The sequence below is a fragment of the Mesorhizobium sp. SARCC-RB16n genome (assembly GCF_008520305.1).
Lineage (GTDB): Bacteria > Pseudomonadota > Alphaproteobacteria > Rhizobiales > Rhizobiaceae > Mesorhizobium.
On sequence record NZ_ML703269.1, the window covers coordinates 273,576 to 289,253 of the forward strand.

The following is a 15,678-nucleotide window of genomic DNA, read 5'->3' on the forward strand; positions in this document are numbered from 1 at the left end:
GCCGACCGTATTCGCCATCGCCGGGGAGGAGGTCGGCTTTGACGAAATTCTTTTCGCCACTTTAACGAGGGGCGAAGCCTCTGGGGCAAATTTCGTTTTGCCCCGGGGAAACAACGCCCGCCGCGGGAGGAGGTGCGGCGGGCGCCGTTTGGGTGGCCAACCCTCGGGAGGAGGTGAAGGTTGGGCCTATTCGTCATCGCCGGGGAGGAGGTCGGCTTTGACGAAATCTCTTTCGCCGTTTTTAAAAGGGGCGAAACCTCTGGGGCAAAATTCGTTTTGCCCCGGGAAAACAACGCCCGCCGCGGGAGGAGGTGCGGCGGGCGCCGTTTGGGTGGTCAACCCTTGGGAGGAGGTAAGGGCTGACCGTCTTCGCTTGGGTCGGGGAGGAGGTCGACCCAGCGAAATTCCGTTAGACAGCCCTGCGGGCGATGATCTTGATTTCGTCGCGGACGATACCGAGATCATGCAGCTGGCGGTTCGAAAGACGACCCAGCTCGGTAACCGTCTCGCGATAAACGCGCCAGTTACGATAGTTGCGGATCAGGTTCATTGTCGTTCTCTTCTTCTAAACTGGTTCGGACCATTCGCGGTCCGAAGAATTAGACCGCCTTGCGAGCGACGTAAGGAATGTCGCTGCGGCTGATGCCGAGGTCGGTCAGTTCACGGTTGCTCAGGCGGCTCAGCTCGGACACGGTGTCACGGTAGCGGCGCCAGTTGCGGTAGTTGCGGATCAGGTTCATGGTAGTTCTCGTTTCGTCTTTCTTGCGGATCATTCCGTTTGTGTACGAACCATAAATAGGGGGACCCATATCGATTTAAAAGCGCTATGGCTGCATGGCAGCAATGCAAATTGTGCAATGCAGCATTAACAAGCCTTCACGGACCTGACACAAAGAAGCCAGAATCAGAAAGTGCCGTGGCGTCAATGGTTTGGCTGCGTCGGCTAAAAAGACGACCGGGTGGGGAGTGAGGACATGGCGGGGTACTCGACACGGCTCAGGGCCGACATTGAGCGATGGCGGCAGGCAGGGCTGATCGACGCCTCGACGGCTGATGTGCTGAGGCGCGACGTCGAGGTCAACGCCCGCCAATCGCTCAGCTTCGGCTCGATACTGGCGATGATGGCAGCGCTGCTCTTTGGGGCGGCCGTCCTGATCTTCGTTGCCGCCAATTGGGAAGCGATCCCGCGGCTGGCGCGGGTCGCCGCGCTTTTTACCATCATCCTTGCCGGCTATGTCGGCGGCGCGGTGCTGAAGACGCGTGACCATGCGGCAATCGGCGAAGCGCTCTGGATCGTGGCAGCGGCGGCTTTCGGCGGCTCGATCGCGCTGATCGGCCAGATGTACCATTTGTCCGGCGACGAGGCTTCGGCGCTGGTCACCTGGGGCGCCGGCACGGCTTTGGCGGCGGTGGCGTTACGCTCCAACCCGCTGACCGTCGCGGCAGTCGGCATCGCCGACGCCTGGCTGTTCCTGAAAGGGTTCGACTATTATAGCCGTAGCGACTTTCCGCATGCCTTCGTCGGCATGGCGGTCGTGCTGTTTGCCGTCTCGTTCTGGACCCGCAGCCAGCCGGCGCGGCACCTGATCATCCTGTCGCTGCTCTTCTATCTCGTATTGCTGGCGATGAACCACGCGACGCTGTCGGTGGCGATCCCGCTGGTCATCGTTTCGGCGCTGCTTTTCGCGGCTTCCGTCTTCGCACCGGAACCAGCCGACAGGATCGTGCAGCTCGGCGGCCGCTTACCCCTGCATGCGCTGCTCGGCTTTCTCACCGGCTTGGCCATCATCCAGTTCGAATTGGCCGATGAAAGCACCTATAACAGCGGCTTCACCATTGCCTCGGTGGTCGCACTCGCCGGCATCGTCGCGGCTATCGTGCTCGCAGGGCGCGAGAGCCGGGGGCTGCGCTGGCTCGCATATCTCGGCTTCGCCTTCGAACTCGCCATCATCTATGTCGTGACCTTGCAATCGATGCTCGATACGGCCGGATTCTTCCTGGCCGCCGCGGTGCTGCTCGGTGTGCTTGCGATCGTCATCATCCGCGTCGAAAAACGCATGAAGGGTCCAGCCACCGGGGGAGCCACGGCATGATGACCGGAAAGAGGCTTGTCATCTCGGCACTGGTGCTGGCGCTAGTCCAGATCGGATTCCTGGGCTGGATCATCGCTGGGCGGGCAGCGATCCTGCGCAACGGCAAGGAAGTACTGCTGAAGATCGAGCCGGTCGACCCACGCGACCTCTTGCGCGGCGACTATATCGTCCTCGGCTATAACATCTCGCGCATACCGGTGAAAATGATCGCCAACATTCCGCCGGACAAGCAGTCCAGCGACGACACGCCGATCACGGTCAGGCTGAAGAAGGGCGCTGACGGTTACTGGACGCCGACGACAGCCTGGTTCGGCAAGGCGCCAGGCCCGGCCGGCGCAGAGGAGGCAGACATATCAGGCCACGTCGCCGCGGGCTGGGACCTGCGCAGCGAAGGCGCGACCATCGCGCCGGACTACGGCATCGAGCGCTTCTATCTGCCCGAAGGCGAAGGGATGGCGATCCAGAGCGACATGCGGGTGCGCCCGTTCGGGATCAAGCTGGCGCTAGCTGCCGATGGCACGGCTCAGATCAAGGCGCTGGTGGATGGCGACAAGACGCTGTTCGAGGAGCCGCTTTATTAAGTCGGGATGACGGACGATAACGGCGCCGGTCCTCAGTCGCCAAGGCTTCGGAGGACACTCCTTCGTCTAACGAGCTTCGTGTGGCCTGCCACCCGAAGCTCGTTAGACGAAGGGTGGTGCGGGTAGAGGGACTCGAACCCCCACGATCTCTCGCCAGAACCTAAATCTGGTGCGTCTACCAGTTCCGCCATACCCGCATGACCCGGCAATCCCATGTAGCCATCATTCTGTCAATGTCAGAGACAAGATGTCAGGTCAGGCCGAAATGTGGTTATTCGCCTAAACGCGAAGACTGTTGAAAATTGGGCTCGCCTGTGACAAAAGGCGTGTCAAATGTGACGGGACGCGACGATCCGCTTCTACAAGATGTGATAAGAAGTAGGAAAAACAAGAACTTATTCACATTTTGGAACGCAGTTTGGGAGAGTTTGAGCCGTATTTCCGGTCAAATCGCCAGGTTCCGTACCAAAAGCCATTCCCGGCAAGAATTACCGGCAGGCTGTGAACGGCAGGGAGCCGTTTGGCAGCCTCATTGGTGAAAACAAAGGTTTTACGATGCAGGTCACCGAAACACTCAATTCCGGTCTCAAGCGCGAGATCAAGATCACCGTGCCGGCAGGTGACATGGAAGCCAAGCTGATGGCGCGGCTGTCGGACGCTCGCGACAAGGTTCGCATCAACGGCTTCCGCCCGGGCAAAGTGCCGGTGCAGCACCTACGCAAGGTCTACGGCAAGTCGTTCATGGCCGAGGTCGTCAACGAGATCCTCAACGACTCGACCCGTTCCATCATCACCGGGCGCGGCGAAAAGGCCGCCATGCAGCCCGAGGTCATCATGACCGAGGACGAGAAGGAAGCCGAGAAGATCCTGGCCGGCGGCGCCGACTTCGAGTTTCGCCTCAACTATGAGGTCATTCCGGCGATCGAGATCAAGGATTTCTCCGACATCAAGGTGACGCGCCAGGTGTTCGACGTGCCGGATTCGGAAATCGACGACCAGGTCAAGCGCGTCGCTGAATCAGCGCGTAGCTACGAGCCGAAGACCGGCAAGGCCGCCGAAGGCGACCGCGTCACCATCGACTATGTCGGCAAGATCGCCGGCGAGGCTTTCGCCGGCGGCGCCGGCAACGATCAGCCGCTGGTGCTGGGCTCCAAGGAGTTCATTCCGGGCTTCGAGGAACAGCTGATCGGCACCAAGGCCGGTGACGAGAAGCAGGTCACCGTGACCTTCCCGGAAAACTACCAGGCGGCGCATCTGGCCGGCAAGGAAGCGACCTTCGACGTCACCGTCAAGGAAGTATCGAAGCCGGGCGAATTGGAAATCAACGACGAGACCGCCAAGAACCTTGGCCTGGAGTCGCTGGAGCGCCTGCGTGACATCGTGCGCGGCCAGATCGAGAACCAGTTCGGCTCGATGACGCGCCAGAAGGTCAAGCGCCAGTTGCTCGACCAGCTCGATGCTGCCTATTCGTTCGAAGCGCCGTCGAAGCTCGTCGAGGCGGAATTCAACAACATCTGGGCGCAGGTCAACCGCGATCTGGAAGCCGCCGGCCGCACCTTCGCCGACGAAGAGACGACCGAGGAAGAGGCCCGCGCCGAATACATGCGTCTTGCCGAGCGCCGCGTGCGCCTTGGCCTGGTGCTGGCCGAGATCGGCGAGAAGGCCGGCGTCACCGTATCGGACGAGGAACTGCAGCGCGGCCTGTTCGAGCAGGTTCGCCGCTTCCCGGCCAACCAGCAGCAGGAAGCTTTCGAGTTCTATCGCAGCAACCCCGAGGCGCTGAATGCGCTCAGGGCGCCGATGTTCGAGGAGAAGGTTGTCGACCACCTGCTTGAGCAGATCTCTGTCACCGACGTCAAGGTCAGCAAGGAAGAGCTGATGGCCGACGATGAGGAGGCCGAAGCCACGACCAAGGCGAAGCCGGCCAAGAAGGCCGCCGCGAAGAAGGCCGACGACAAGAAAGCGGACGACGCGGAAGAGCCGAAGAAGAAGGCCGCACCGAAGAAAAAGGCGGCCAAGGACGCCGAATAGACCGGACATTTCCAACGAATTCCGAAAGGCTGCCTCCGGGCGGCCTTTTTCGTTGCGAAACTGCAACATCGGATTCGTTCCTGATGGGCACCGGTGGCGATACGAAGCCTTGATCACTATCTGGTTGGTTGGAAGACCAGAGGTAATTGGCGATGTCGTTGCGGGTGTTCGTGGAACTGAGGCGCGCTGCCGCCACGGTGTTTTTCCTGGCCTTGGCCTGCGGCGCTGCCGGGGCCAGCACGGACAATTGGCGTTTCGACACCGGCAAAGACGGCCTCGTCACCGCGTCAGTCCATGCCACCAACAAGTTGATCACCGGGGGCGGCGCGCTGGGCTACAGCCCGGTGCTGACCATTGCCTGCCGGGCGGACGGCGAGCCGGCCTGGACCGAATGGCTGCAATTAAACGACGCAGTCTCCGCCAGCCGGAAAATCACTGTGTCGGTCACCATCGACAGGAACAGCAAATTCGACGAGAGCTGGTCCGTTGGCACGCGTGGCAGGCTGCTGATGCGCGATGGCGCCGATGGCGTAAAGCGCCTCGTTCCGGCAAACCGCCTGCTGCTGTCGTGGCGCTTCGGGCTGCTGTCCGGGCGCGGTCAGGCCGATTTCGATCTGGCCGGCTTCGGTGAGGCGGTCAGCCAGATTGCCGGCAGTTGCAAGACCGATCCGCCGTGATTGCGAAAGTGGCAGCCTTTTGGGCTGTCGCCGCCTCAAGAATTGATCCGCGCAATGCGCGATATCGGCGTCGTTCTTTCCAAGATTGAATGATTTTCAAAATTCCGACCAAGGCATCACCCGCTCCGGCGGTGCTGCCTCGCGGGATCTAGATCAGCAGCAGGCCCTTCATGCTGGAATAGCCTTTTCGCCCGATGATGATGTGATCGTGCACAGCGATACCCAGCCGCTTGGCCGCTTCGATTATCTCTTTCGTCATCTCGATATCGGCGCGGGACGGCGTCGGGTCGCCCGAGGGGTGGTTGTGCACCAGGATGATCGCGGTTGCCGACAGTTCGAGCGCGCGCTTGACCACTTCCCTGGGATAGACAGGCGTGTGGTCGACCGTGCCGGTCTGCTGCACTTCGTCTGATATCAGCGCGTTCTTCTTGTCGAGGAACAGGATGCGGAATTGCTCGCGCGCTTCGAACGCCATGGCCGAGCGGCAATAGTCCAGAAGCTGCTGCCATGAGGCCAGGACTTCGCGGCCATGGACCTCGCCGCGCGCCATGCGCTGGGCGGTCGCCGCGACGACCTTCAGCTCGAGCGCTACGGCCGGGCCGATGCCCTTGACCTCCTGCAACAGGCCGACGGGGGCGCCAAGCACTTCGGCGAAGGTGCCGAAGCGGGCCAGCAACGCCTTGGCGACCGGCTTGGTGTCGGCGCGCGGGATCAGGCGGAAGAGCAGGAGTTCCAGAAGTTCATAGTCGGGCAAGGCATCCGCACCGGCCGAGGCAAAGCGTTCGCGCAGACGATCGCGATGGCCGAGATAATGCGGCTTTTCATCGACTGCCGCCTTGGCTTTCGCCGCCGGCCGCACTGGTACCTCTGAGAAGAAACTCCGCTCGTCGTCGTCGCCTTGTGTCGCCATGTGCCGCCCGTATCCAGCCCGCAACCGAGCAATGATCGATGATCCCCACGAAATACTAGGACGGCGGGCAGGGCGCGGTCGAGGTCTTTCAACGCTGTCGATCAACCAACAACCCGTCAAGCGGCTGGAGTCGCTTCCAGTCACGGCAAGGAATGAGCAGCCTCCGACTTCTACGCAATGTTGCGGCAATGGGAGTGCCGCAAGCTCTCGGTATCGTCATTGATAACGCCACGTTCAGAGAGAACCAAGATGTCCAGGCTCATTCGTATCCTGCTGCCCGCCGGGCTGCTTCTGAGCTTCAGTCCTGCAATGGCTGCCCCGGCGATCGATGCCGCCGGCATCCGCCCGGATCAGAACCTACCGATCCATTTCATCCAATATGATGATCCCTGCACGGACGGCCGTTACAGCGACGGCAGGCCGCATAACTGCCGGGAGCTCCTACGCATGCTGGATCGCAGGGAGCGTTATCGGGAACGGCACGACTATTACCCGCGCGAACGTTACGATCCATGTACCGATGGCAGGGTTAGCGATGGCCGTCCGCGCAGTTGCCGGGAAATAATGCGGTGGTTCCGAGGCCAGAACGAGGACGAAGATTGGCGGCCACGCAAACACTGGAAGTAGGCCGGCCGCTATTCAACGAAAAGACCCCAGGCAATAGAGGCCAAGACCTCGCCGCCCGGTCGCCTAGGCCGGCAAGCCGGGACGGTCCAGCTTTTTGGGCGACAGCGTGAAAATCTCGCAGCCGGTGTCGGTCACCCCGACCGTGTGCTCGTATTGCGCCGACAGCGAGCGGTCGCGTGTCACCGCCGTCCAGCCATCCGACAGGACCTTTACATGCGGCCGGCCGAGATTGATCATCGGCTCGATGGTGAAGATCATGCCAGGGCGCATCTCCACGCCTTCATTGGCATTGCCGTAGTGCAGGATGTTGGGCGCGTCGTGGAAGAGCTGGCCGACGCCGTGGCCGCAGAAATCGCGCACCACCGAGCAGCGCTCGGCTTCGGCATAAGTCTGGATGGCGGCGCCGATGGCACCAGTGCGCGCACCTGGCCTGACGGCGGCGATGCCGCGCATCAAGCATTCGTGGGTGACCTCAAGCAGGCGTTCGGCCGCCCGTTTGATCGTGCCGACCGGATACATGCGCGAGGAATCGCCATGCCAGCCATCGAGGATGTAGGTCACGTCGATGTTGACGATATCGCCATCCTTCAGCGGCTTGTTGTCGGGAATGCCGTGACAGACGACATGGTTGATCGAGGTGCAGGACGATTTCGTGTAACCGCGATAGTTGAGCGTGGCCGGCAGTGCGCCGTGGTCCATGCCGAACTCGAAGACGAAACGGTCGATCGTCTCCGTGGTGACACCGGGACCGACCATCGGCGCCAGCTCGTCAAGGCAGCGCGCGGTGAGGTCGCATGCCTTGCGCATGCCGGCAAAGCCTTCCTCGCCATAGAGGCGGATCTGGCCGGTGTTTCTGAGCGGTGCCGTTGCGGCGTCGAGATAGGTGACCATTTTGTCCGTATAGAAGGTGGCGCGCCGCAGGAGTGCGGGCGCGAAGATGCCACCAGATTTGGCACTTGGGAACGAAAGGTTCAAGGAAGAACTGCCTGATGCGGCCCCAGCCGCCCGGATATTCGCTTGCCGAGGCGATCCTTTCCCGGTTTTGCATGGCGTTGCTTTCCTTTGTGGCCGTCGTGCGTTAGGGCGGATTGATGTTTTGGAGATCGCGTCCGTTGCCGGCGCCCAGGCGCGTCAGGTCGCTTGAAGCGCCACTGACGGCAGCCTGCTCATGTTTCATGGGCCTGGTGCTGCTGGCGATGCTGTGCCTCGGCCGGCCGGATACCCCCATCTCCTGGGATCCTGCGCAAGGCGGTGCCAGCGCCGGTCTGGAACGGTCGGGTGAGGCCGCAGCGCTGCTGCGTGTCATCAACAAGGCGCAAGCGCTGGAGGTTGGCAGCGCCCGGCCAGTGCTCGCCAAGTTCGCCGGCGGCCATCCGGCCCTGCCGGTTCCACAGGCTGTTTTCCGCCGGCTCGAGCCGACATGGCCGGAGGTATCTGGTACCGGCCATGGGGCGACCTTCGCGCCCCGCGTGAGTGCCAACCAGCCGCGTGCGCCGCCGTCCACGCAAGCCTGAGCGGTCCGGGGCCGCACGTTCACCTCCATTCAAACTGTTTCGCGTCGCAACCCGTGCGGCGGCCGAGAGCCGCGCATTGGTGGCGCGGCGCGTCATTTTCGGATCATTGCAATGCAACAGCGTATCAAGACATTCAAAAGCCTGTCATGTGCGGCCTCGGCTGCTTCATTTCTTTCCGTCCAGGCGTTCATCTGTATCGGAATTGTCTATTGGGTGATCGCCGAGACACTCCATTTGTCGGGAACCGGGGCGCTCGTCCTTGGCGCCCTATTCGCCTTGCCGTCGGCCTACGTTCTGCTGACGGTGACGCGCATGGCTTTCGATGCGGAGACCGACCTGGCCAACCAGTAATCGCGCTGCCGAGTGCGCCGAAGGGTCTGCCGGGCTGCTTGCCACCGGCAGGCCCTGACTTAGCCAGTTGCGGCAACGGCGGTCGCTTTCCGCAGTGACGACACATTTCCGTGGCACAAACCGCACGAGGCAACTTTTGACGACGAGCGGCGTTGCTTGGGCGATGCCGGTTCGGGAGATTGTCGGATGGACAGATTGCAATTCGAGGTGCCGGTGCGCATCGCACCAGGCCCAGGCTTGCCCGTCGAGGAAATCTACAGCGTCGAGCAGGCGCTCGATTTTCTGCAGGATTGGCCGGCGCGCCGGCAGGGACCGGTGTATCAGAAAGCCTTCAATGCCTGTTTCGGCGCCACGGTGGATGTGGTCAAGAGCGAAGACGCCTGCCGGGCGTTCATGGCGTTCTGCCGCGTCACCGGACTGATGGCCGGCGACATGATGGCGCTGAGCAAGCGCGGCGGCGAGGCGAGAGCACTGCAGGCCTGAGGGCCGCGTCGAATGTCCGGAGAACCAGCTCAGCTTCGAGCGCCCATGACAATTCGCGTGCAGCGACGCATCGGCCGTCGCCGTTAAGCTTCCGTTTCCACCTTCGCGGTTAGCCATTGCTTGTACGGCAATGGTTGATTCGTTGCGTCAGTTTCATGGTTCGGAAGATGCCCTCAGAAAAAGTCCGTGCGTTCCCGATCGATCGTCAGCTGTTCTTGGTCAGGGAAGTTGCCGCCAGGCTCGGCAATCTGCATGGCGAGACCGCCACCTCCTTCTGGAAGGCAAAAGCGGCGGAGCTGCTCGATCTCGTTGTCGGGACGGGCCGGGACAGAATGGCAGCCAGTGACGAAGTACGCAGGTTCTTCCTGGCCGTGCAAAGAGAGCTTTCGGCTGGTGCGACCGTAGAAGAGGTCCCGATCCTTACCGCCTGAAGTAAATCCTGCCCAGATAAGTCCGCGCCGTTTTTTCTCCAATGGTGCGCGAACTGCGCCTGTTTGCGCACCAAGGTGGTGGGAGCCAGGGATGATGAGCGCAGCCGCGTCTCGTTGTTTCGGACTGGTCGAAGCCGCGGTTCTCGGCATTTCAGGTCGTCAAGGTGGCAGCAATTGCGCTGCTTCGAGATATCAAAGTTAAATGCAGAGAAGGTGTTTGGTTGCTAATGAATTGGTGGCGGGGGCTGCTCGGGAGGAGCGCCCATGGATACACGAAATGTCGTAGCGAAAATGTCAGCCAAGCTGCTGAAGCATCGTGCCAACACCCAACCACTGCCCACGCGACCGGTCCGCGCATCGTTGGCTGACATTCCGCTCAGGCCACGGCAGAGGCCCGTCCATTGCCCATCGCCTCCGGCTCGGCCTGCCAGCAACATGTAGCCAAGAGGTCGCGCGGGCTGCACGCTTGGCGACGCCGGAAATGCGTCATTTGCCGTCCGTGGCATGCCGAGAGGGGCCGCGTACCGAGGCTGGCTATTGAAGCCGAGGGCCGGCTAGCCAACGGACGCCTGGCAGAAAGTGAATCGAACTTTTTAGCGGTTCGTTCATACATGCGTGTTTTCTAATTTATTCTATGGCCCGCAACTGCTTCACCCGGATTCGGCTCATGGCGGCCGGCATGCGCCGCAGCAGAGCGGCGAATGTCGCCACCATCTTTGCCCTCACCCTGCCGATCGTCGTCGGTGCAGCGGGTTTTGGGGTGGAGACCTCCTATTGGTACTACAACAGTCTGAGATTGCAGGCCACGGCGGATGCCGCAGCCTATGCCGGCGCGCTGGAGCAGATCTCGGGTTCGGACACGCCGACGATCATCGCTGCCGCGACCCAGTCGGCCGCGACGAATGGCCTTGGCGCCGGCACGATCGTCGTCAATACGCCGCCTACATCCGGGCCGAACACGGCTAAGAACGCGGTTGAAGTGATCGTCAGTCAAAGACTCAATCGGATGTTCACCCAGATCTTCACTCAGAGCCAGGTTCCAGAACAGGCGAGGGCCGTAGCCCTCATCACCAATGCTTCGAAGGCCTGCATGCTCGCGCTCGATCCGACGGCCTCGAAGGCTGTGCTGTTTTCGGGCAACACCAACGTGAAGGTCACAGGCTGCTCGGTGATGGCCAATTCGATCGCCTCGGACGCCATCAAGCTTCAGGGATCGGCGGGGCTCCAGGTCGATTGCCTGATAACGGCAGGCGGCGTCTCTCTCAGCAATCCCGTCACCACCGTTTGCGCGGCCCCGATCACCCAGGCGCTGCCTGCCGCAGACCCATTTGCCGGCCTGCCGGCCCCGGCGGCCTCGAACCCCTGCCAGAACGCCAACAAATCGGCGCTGGGGCCGGGGACGTTCTGTAACGGACTCAGTCTCAGTGGCAATGTCACGCTTCAGCCTGGAGTCTATGTCATCCAAGGTGGCGATTTCAAAGTGAATGCCAACGCCAATGTCTCCGGTGACGGCGTCACCATTTACCTCGCCGGCGCCTCGCGTGTATCGATGAATGGCAACGCCACCGTGAATCTGAGCGCGCCGACGTCCGGCACTTACTCGGGCGTGCTGATGTATGGCGACAGAACGGCCACCGGCGGACAGAGCACCTTCAACGGCACAGCGACGTCGCTGCTGACGGGCGCGCTTTATTTTCCCAAGCAGCAGGTCAATTATCTCGGCAATTTCTCAGGCCAAAGTGGGTGCACTCAGGTCGTTGCGAATCTGATCCAATGGTCGGGTAGCTCAACCATCAATCAGGATTGCACGAGCCTCGGAATGCGCGACATTCCCGCCACGCAGTCCGTAGCATTGGTCGAGTAACTTCCGATGGAACGACCATCAGCATCGATCCTGAGCGACGATGTGGGCGTTGCCGCGGTCGAGTTCGCATTGGTGCTTCCTTTCCTGTGCGTGGCGCTGCTCGGCATCCTGGACGGCTGGTCCTATGTGACCAGCTCGCTGTCGATGCGCGCCGGCGTGAAGACCGCCGCGAATCTGGTCATGGAAGGATCGACCAGCGATACGGCGACCCAGGCCGTTGCAATCGCGAGCTGGGAAAAGCGGCCGGCGGACGGCCAGGTCACTCTAAGCCGGATCTACATGTGCGGGGCGACCGTGGTCGACGCTTCCACCTTGTGCAGCGGGCCGAAGGCGCCATCGGTCTACGTTCAGATCCAGGCATCCGCCACTTGGGAGCCACCAGTTACCTTCGGCGTCTTTTCCACCTCCAGCACCATCGGCCACTTGGAGGTGATCCGTGTCCGCTAGGGCTATTCCAAGGAAGGTCCCCAGTGGGTTTCCTTCCGGAATTGCGTCGATAGATAGCTCAAGAGCAAGCGCGTTCAGGCGGGATCGATCCGGTGGGGCCGGATTGGAATTCGCGCTCATAGCGCCATTCCTTATCATGCTATTGTTCGGAATCTTTGCCTTTGGCTGGTCGATGAACGCTGTCTCCAGCGTTCGCTATACGCTTGAGACGACGTCGCGTTCGCTGCAACTCCAGAACACGTTGTCCCAGGCTGCCCTCCAATCGATCGCGACGCAGAAACTGCAGGCCCTGGGCCTGCAGGATGTCAACGTCACGATCGCGATCGATCCGGTGAGCGGCGGCTTTCGCATGGCGCATCTGACCGCCACCTATGCCTTCGTCATAGACTTCCCTTATTTCAACGCCTTCCCGATCAATTACGCGACGACGGTTACCGTGCCGCTGGTCGGCAGTTAGACATGTAGTCTGCCCAGACCACCAAGCCTCTGGCCTTGAGCCGCGCGGTCAGGCTGCATGAATTTCCCTCATTGACGCGCATGCAATTCATCTCTGGCAGAAGAGTCCTGGGCTGCTCCTTTCCCCCATGTGACAGGATCTTTTCCACAGTCAGGCGTTGCCGAAATTTTTACCCAAGGCATCAAGAAACTTTAAACCTCTGCCCGTTACCAAAGCACGTATGGCCTCGTGGCGGAGCGGCTACGCTAGAGACTGCAAATCTCGGAAGCCTCGGTTCGATTCCGAGGCGAGGCCTCCAAAATTCCGAAGCAGATGGGCTAGTGGTCGGGTGGGAGTAAGTCCCATCCCCGGTTCATTTCCGCGTCACAAGCGATTCCGCCTGGCTGCAAAAAGCTCTATCGGAACAGATATTTCGACACCTCCGGGTTGCCACGGCGCCACATCACATTGTCCAGGAAGTAGTGGTGCACGTTGATGAAAATCAACACGATGAAGAAGAACAGCGACGATCCCAGAACCTCCTGGTCATAGGGGATAAGGGCGGTCAGCGCGGTCGGAATTAGCCAGAAAGCCAGACCGCCGAGGAGGAGGCCAGCACTGATGAACTCCAGAAGCCGCACCCTGTAGGCCGGACCAAGAACGGACAGGATTCCGGATGGCGGAACTCTGTCGGCATCGCGCCCGTCACGCTCGACATTGCTCTGGTAACGCCAGACCACCGCCAGGTACTGCAAGGAATGGAGCGCCGGCACCACGAGCAGCCAGAGCGGATTGGTCCTTACAATCAGAATCCAGAGATATAGCGACGCGGTGTAGGCGATGACGCCGTTATACGGCAGGCTGCCGCCATTCCTGCTCCAACGATTGATCAGCATCACGGCAGTGGCGGCCGTGGAGGCGGCCGCGGCCGACAACGCAATCGCATTGAGCCATGCAGGGGTGGCAAACGTATAATATTCCAGCCCCAGGTATTTTCCCTGGCTGACCGCCGTGTTCGTCTGAAGCCATGCGAACAACCAAACGGCATAGCTGTTGATCAGCAGGATTTTCTTGTCCGGATCGGTGAAGAACCTTCGCTTCAGGACGGCATCCACCATCAACATGCCGTAGCCTTGCTTGACGTAGTGCCAGCCCACGAAAAAGAACATCGCGTTGGTTGCGTTTCCCAGCAGCCGGGCGTTCGCCGTTATCGAGCCATAGGCAAAAAATGCGCCCATGAGCAGGGGAACGACGATGCCGGCAAAGATATAGCGGATCTGGAGATTCCCTTCGTATCCGTCGCCGCGCAGCTTCCGCCCAAAATTGCGGTAGAAGAGTTGGTATGAGTGGGCGAAGTGCGGATAGTTGATCAGATAAGCCAGGAAAAGCATCGTTGCAGCCACAAGACCTTCGTACCTCAGTGGCACGAAGTACAGCGCCGGCAAAATCAGGAATGCGCTGCCGCCGAGCATCAGAAAGTCCGCGAGCGGACCAAAGAGATATCTTGGTGGCGTTGGCGTGGGAGCACGTAAATCCGCCGAAAGGTGAACTGTCATATTAGCGCTCCCTTCGCATCCATTTAACCACCGGCCTGTCTGCTCGAGAAGATAGAGGAGCTGGCGGTTAGTGGAAAGGCATGTGCATCTGCCGCAACGAAACGCGGGAGAGAGGCCGATGTCTGGAAGATCTGGTACGCCCAAGGGGAATCGAACCCCTGTTACCGCCGTGAAAGGGCGGTGTCCTAACCGCTAGACGATGGGCGCGCTCAGACGAAGCGGCTTATACTGACGTTGCGCGCAACCGGCAACCCGTTAGGTGCCGCCTTGGACAACTTTTTTCCGGCCTTTGGAAACAGGGGCTTCATCACGACCGCGCGCCTTGGCGGTTAGTAGAAAACGCCTATCGCTTCGCCGTGGGATTATGGCATGCGGAGACTCCGGCCTGATAACAGGCTCCGGCCCGTCAAATCGCTGCTAGCCGTCGTCACCACCGCTGCGCCGGCGGCAGCGCCAGTTCCAGTCGCGCTCGGGGCCGACGTCGACATGGACCGATTCGGTGTGGCAATAGGTGCCGACGCCGCCGCGGCCGGGCATGGTCCTGATATAGTTCGCCAGCTCCCATTTGGAGACGCCGGGCACCTGGATGTCGGCGGCCGCACAATACATGTGCAGCGAATTTTTGGCGCCGTTGGCGCGGCGATTGCGGGCCGGGTCGCGATAGCCCGAAGTGACGACCATCTTGCGGCCGTAATGGCCTTCGATCGTCTTCAGCACGCGCACCAGGGATGGCTTCAGGCAGGCGACGTCCACACTCTCATTCTGCTTCAAGAGACCGTTGGGCGCCAGACGGGCCATGCCGGCCGCGGACGCAACCTGATAGCTGCCGCCCGAACCTTCGTCCTCATTGAGGTCGACGTCGCTTTCGTCGTCAAGGCCGGACTTGCGCTTGATCTCGAACAGGGCTGTCTGGCGCACGCCGGGCAGGGCGTCACTGCCGGTGATGTGCCCGGCATTGTCGCCGCCGAGCGAAGCCAGTTGCAGTGGCTTCTGCGTGGAATCAGCCGAGGCCAGTGTGATGATCGGTTTTGCCGCGGCCGGGGCAGGCTTGGCTAGTACGGTCGGCTGTTCGCCCGTTCGTGTGTTGACCAGCGGAGCGGGTGTTGCCGAAGCAGGGGTGGCGCCAAACATCGAGGCCAGGAAGCCCTTTTTCTTCGGCGCCTCGGCTTGCGGCATTTCGCCGGCGGTCACATAGACCGGATTGTTCATCACCGGTACCGCAGCCGGCTTCGGGGCGGTCACTGCGGCGTCGGCGGCAGCGATCTTCTGGGCGACCGCATCGGTCTGCTGCGCCGTCTGCGCCGGCTGCTGTAAGGACTGCGGTGTCTTTCCCGCGATCGCTTCCGCACCGGCCGGCATTGTAAGCGGGAAGGCGGCTTGCGGCTTGGCCATCGGCACGTAGGCAACTGTTTCGGGGAGCGCCGTGTCGCTTTCGCTCATCACGGTCGTCTGCTCTGTCGCCACCTGCAACGACGAATCGGCGGCGAGCGGCTTGCCCGTGGAGGCGGCGTGGATGTCCGATGCGGAAGCATTGTAGCCAGGCATTCCAACCGACATTGTCGGGTCGCCAGCCGATGTGCAGGAGGCCAGAAGCACGGAGCAGAGCGCTGCCACAATGGCGCGGCGTTCTCCCTTTGCGAGGCTCCATCCTGCTGATTTCAAAGTCAAATTCCCCCT

At 61.2% G+C, this 15,678-nt stretch carries 18 protein-coding genes and 3 tRNA genes; 13 read left to right on the plus strand and 8 right to left on the minus strand.

Going from position 1 to position 15,678, the window contains the following annotated elements; genetic code table 11:
• Positions 1 to 409: 409 nt before the first annotated feature.
• Positions 410 to 550 carry a DUF1127 domain-containing protein gene (locus C7I87_RS17985; RefSeq protein WP_149905459.1) on the minus strand — a complete coding sequence of 47 codons (141 nt, stop codon included), beginning with the start codon at positions 548 to 550 and terminating at the stop codon, positions 410 to 412.
• A 49-nt stretch (positions 551 to 599) separates the two neighbouring features.
• Positions 600 to 740: a DUF1127 domain-containing protein gene (locus tag C7I87_RS17990; RefSeq protein WP_013531315.1), complete on the minus strand. Its 141-nt coding sequence runs from the start codon at positions 738 to 740 to the stop codon at positions 600 to 602.
• Positions 741 to 974: 234 nt separating this feature from the next.
• Between C7I87_RS17990 and C7I87_RS17995 the strand changes: the two genes are divergently transcribed.
• Complete coding sequence (locus C7I87_RS17995; RefSeq protein ID WP_149905460.1) at positions 975 to 2,093, plus strand: DUF2157 domain-containing protein; 1,119 nt, start codon at positions 975 to 977, stop codon at positions 2,091 to 2,093.
• Positions 2,090 to 2,674 (plus strand): GDYXXLXY domain-containing protein, encoded by a 585-nt coding sequence (locus tag C7I87_RS18000; RefSeq protein WP_149905461.1) that lies wholly within the window; start codon positions 2,090 to 2,092, stop codon positions 2,672 to 2,674. The genes C7I87_RS17995 and C7I87_RS18000 overlap by 4 nt, the downstream gene beginning before the upstream one ends.
• Before the next feature lie 114 nt (positions 2,675 to 2,788).
• On the opposite strand, the gene C7I87_RS18005 is transcribed toward C7I87_RS18000, so the two are convergent.
• Positions 2,789 to 2,871: transfer RNA gene (locus C7I87_RS18005), tRNA-Leu, on the minus strand.
• A 358-nt stretch (positions 2,872 to 3,229) separates the two neighbouring features.
• On the opposite strand from C7I87_RS18005, the gene tig reads away from it, so the two are divergent.
• Both tig and C7I87_RS18015 read left to right on the plus strand, forming a co-directional pair.
• On the plus strand, positions 3,230 to 4,705 hold the full coding sequence (tig, locus tag C7I87_RS18010) for a trigger factor (protein ID WP_149905462.1): 1,476 nt from the start codon (positions 3,230 to 3,232) through the stop codon (positions 4,703 to 4,705).
• 152 nt (positions 4,706 to 4,857) lie between these two features.
• Positions 4,858 to 5,382, plus strand: a complete 525-nt coding sequence (locus C7I87_RS18015; protein ID WP_188393889.1) for a hypothetical protein — start codon at positions 4,858 to 4,860, stop codon at positions 5,380 to 5,382.
• A 148-nt stretch (positions 5,383 to 5,530) separates the two neighbouring features.
• Here the strand turns inward: C7I87_RS18015 and radC are convergent, their stop codons facing one another.
• Positions 5,531 to 6,292, minus strand: a complete 762-nt coding sequence (gene radC / locus C7I87_RS18020; protein WP_149905463.1) for a RadC family protein — start codon at positions 6,290 to 6,292, stop codon at positions 5,531 to 5,533.
• Between the two features lie 249 nt (positions 6,293 to 6,541).
• On the opposite strand from radC, the gene C7I87_RS18025 reads away from it, so the two are divergent.
• Positions 6,542 to 6,919 carry a hypothetical protein gene (locus tag C7I87_RS18025; RefSeq protein WP_149905464.1) on the plus strand — a complete coding sequence of 126 codons (378 nt, stop codon included), beginning with the start codon at positions 6,542 to 6,544 and terminating at the stop codon, positions 6,917 to 6,919.
• 63 nt (positions 6,920 to 6,982) lie between these two features.
• On the opposite strand, the gene map is transcribed toward C7I87_RS18025, so the two are convergent.
• Positions 6,983 to 7,810, minus strand: coding sequence for a type I methionyl aminopeptidase (gene map, locus C7I87_RS18030; RefSeq protein ID WP_149905526.1), 828 nt, complete (start codon positions 7,808 to 7,810; stop codon positions 6,983 to 6,985).
• Between the two features lie 221 nt (positions 7,811 to 8,031).
• Between map and C7I87_RS18035 the strand changes: the two genes are divergently transcribed.
• From C7I87_RS18035 to C7I87_RS18070, 8 genes are all read left to right on the plus strand, one after another.
• A complete protein-coding gene (locus C7I87_RS18035; RefSeq protein ID WP_149905465.1) occupies positions 8,032 to 8,433 on the plus strand; it encodes a hypothetical protein in 402 nt (133 codons plus the stop codon).
• A 111-nt stretch (positions 8,434 to 8,544) separates the two neighbouring features.
• On the plus strand, positions 8,545 to 8,784 hold the full coding sequence (locus C7I87_RS18040) for a hypothetical protein (protein WP_149905466.1): 240 nt from the start codon (positions 8,545 to 8,547) through the stop codon (positions 8,782 to 8,784).
• A gap of 186 nt (positions 8,785 to 8,970) precedes the next feature.
• Positions 8,971 to 9,267: a DUF982 domain-containing protein gene (locus C7I87_RS18045; protein WP_149905467.1), complete on the plus strand. Its 297-nt coding sequence runs from the start codon at positions 8,971 to 8,973 to the stop codon at positions 9,265 to 9,267.
• Between the two features lie 167 nt (positions 9,268 to 9,434).
• Positions 9,435 to 9,698 carry a DUF6074 family protein gene (locus C7I87_RS18050; RefSeq protein ID WP_149905468.1) on the plus strand — a complete coding sequence of 88 codons (264 nt, stop codon included), beginning with the start codon at positions 9,435 to 9,437 and terminating at the stop codon, positions 9,696 to 9,698.
• A 634-nt stretch (positions 9,699 to 10,332) separates the two neighbouring features.
• Positions 10,333 to 11,562 carry a pilus assembly protein TadG-related protein gene (locus C7I87_RS18055; protein ID WP_188393890.1) on the plus strand — a complete coding sequence of 410 codons (1,230 nt, stop codon included), beginning with the start codon at positions 10,333 to 10,335 and terminating at the stop codon, positions 11,560 to 11,562.
• Positions 11,563 to 11,568: 6 nt separating this feature from the next.
• Positions 11,569 to 12,009 (plus strand): TadE/TadG family type IV pilus assembly protein, encoded by a 441-nt coding sequence (locus C7I87_RS18060; protein ID WP_149905469.1) that lies wholly within the window; start codon positions 11,569 to 11,571, stop codon positions 12,007 to 12,009.
• Positions 11,999 to 12,466 carry a TadE/TadG family type IV pilus assembly protein gene (locus C7I87_RS36485; protein ID WP_281409062.1) on the plus strand — a complete coding sequence of 156 codons (468 nt, stop codon included), beginning with the start codon at positions 11,999 to 12,001 and terminating at the stop codon, positions 12,464 to 12,466. Before C7I87_RS18060 ends, C7I87_RS36485 begins: the two co-directional genes overlap by 11 nt.
• A gap of 222 nt (positions 12,467 to 12,688) precedes the next feature.
• Positions 12,689 to 12,764: transfer RNA gene (locus C7I87_RS18070), tRNA-Cys, on the plus strand.
• A gap of 97 nt (positions 12,765 to 12,861) precedes the next feature.
• On the opposite strand, the gene C7I87_RS18075 is transcribed toward C7I87_RS18070, so the two are convergent.
• From C7I87_RS18075 to C7I87_RS18085, 3 genes are all read right to left on the minus strand, one after another.
• Positions 12,862 to 14,001, minus strand: a complete 1,140-nt coding sequence (locus tag C7I87_RS18075) for a hypothetical protein (RefSeq protein ID WP_149905470.1) — start codon at positions 13,999 to 14,001, stop codon at positions 12,862 to 12,864.
• Between the two features lie 132 nt (positions 14,002 to 14,133).
• A tRNA-Glu gene (locus tag C7I87_RS18080) sits at positions 14,134 to 14,208 on the minus strand.
• Positions 14,209 to 14,418: 210 nt separating this feature from the next.
• A complete protein-coding gene (locus C7I87_RS18085) occupies positions 14,419 to 15,669 on the minus strand; it encodes a YcbK family protein (protein ID WP_149905471.1) in 1,251 nt (416 codons plus the stop codon).
• Positions 15,670 to 15,678 lie beyond the last annotated feature (9 nt).

Excerpts from the sequence above, each read along its gene's own strand:
- C7I87_RS17985 (WP_149905459.1), bottom strand. The coding sequence starts at position 550 with ATGAACCTGATCCGCAACTATCGTAACTGGCGCGTTTATCGCGAGACG.
- C7I87_RS17990 (WP_013531315.1), bottom strand. The coding sequence starts at position 740 with ATGAACCTGATCCGCAACTACCGCAACTGGCGCCGCTACCGTGACACC.
- C7I87_RS17995 (WP_149905460.1), top strand. The coding sequence starts at position 975 with ATGGCGGGGTACTCGACACGGCTCAGGGCCGACATTGAGCGATGGCGG.
- C7I87_RS18000 (WP_149905461.1), top strand. The coding sequence starts at position 2,090 with ATGATGACCGGAAAGAGGCTTGTCATCTCGGCACTGGTGCTGGCGCTA.
- tig (WP_149905462.1), top strand. The coding sequence starts at position 3,230 with ATGCAGGTCACCGAAACACTCAATTCCGGTCTCAAGCGCGAGATCAAG.
- C7I87_RS18015 (WP_188393889.1), top strand. The coding sequence starts at position 4,858 with ATGTCGTTGCGGGTGTTCGTGGAACTGAGGCGCGCTGCCGCCACGGTG.
- radC (WP_149905463.1), bottom strand. The coding sequence starts at position 6,292 with ATGGCGACACAAGGCGACGACGACGAGCGGAGTTTCTTCTCAGAGGTA.
- C7I87_RS18025 (WP_149905464.1), top strand. The coding sequence starts at position 6,542 with ATGTCCAGGCTCATTCGTATCCTGCTGCCCGCCGGGCTGCTTCTGAGC.
- map (WP_149905526.1), bottom strand. The coding sequence starts at position 7,810 with ATGGTCACCTATCTCGACGCCGCAACGGCACCGCTCAGAAACACCGGC.
- C7I87_RS18040 (WP_149905466.1), top strand. The coding sequence starts at position 8,545 with ATGCAACAGCGTATCAAGACATTCAAAAGCCTGTCATGTGCGGCCTCG.
- C7I87_RS18045 (WP_149905467.1), top strand. The coding sequence starts at position 8,971 with ATGGACAGATTGCAATTCGAGGTGCCGGTGCGCATCGCACCAGGCCCA.
- C7I87_RS18050 (WP_149905468.1), top strand. The coding sequence starts at position 9,435 with ATGCCCTCAGAAAAAGTCCGTGCGTTCCCGATCGATCGTCAGCTGTTC.
- C7I87_RS18055 (WP_188393890.1), top strand. The coding sequence starts at position 10,333 with ATGGCCCGCAACTGCTTCACCCGGATTCGGCTCATGGCGGCCGGCATG.
- C7I87_RS18060 (WP_149905469.1), top strand. The coding sequence starts at position 11,569 with ATGGAACGACCATCAGCATCGATCCTGAGCGACGATGTGGGCGTTGCC.
- C7I87_RS18075 (WP_149905470.1), bottom strand. The coding sequence starts at position 14,001 with ATGACAGTTCACCTTTCGGCGGATTTACGTGCTCCCACGCCAACGCCA.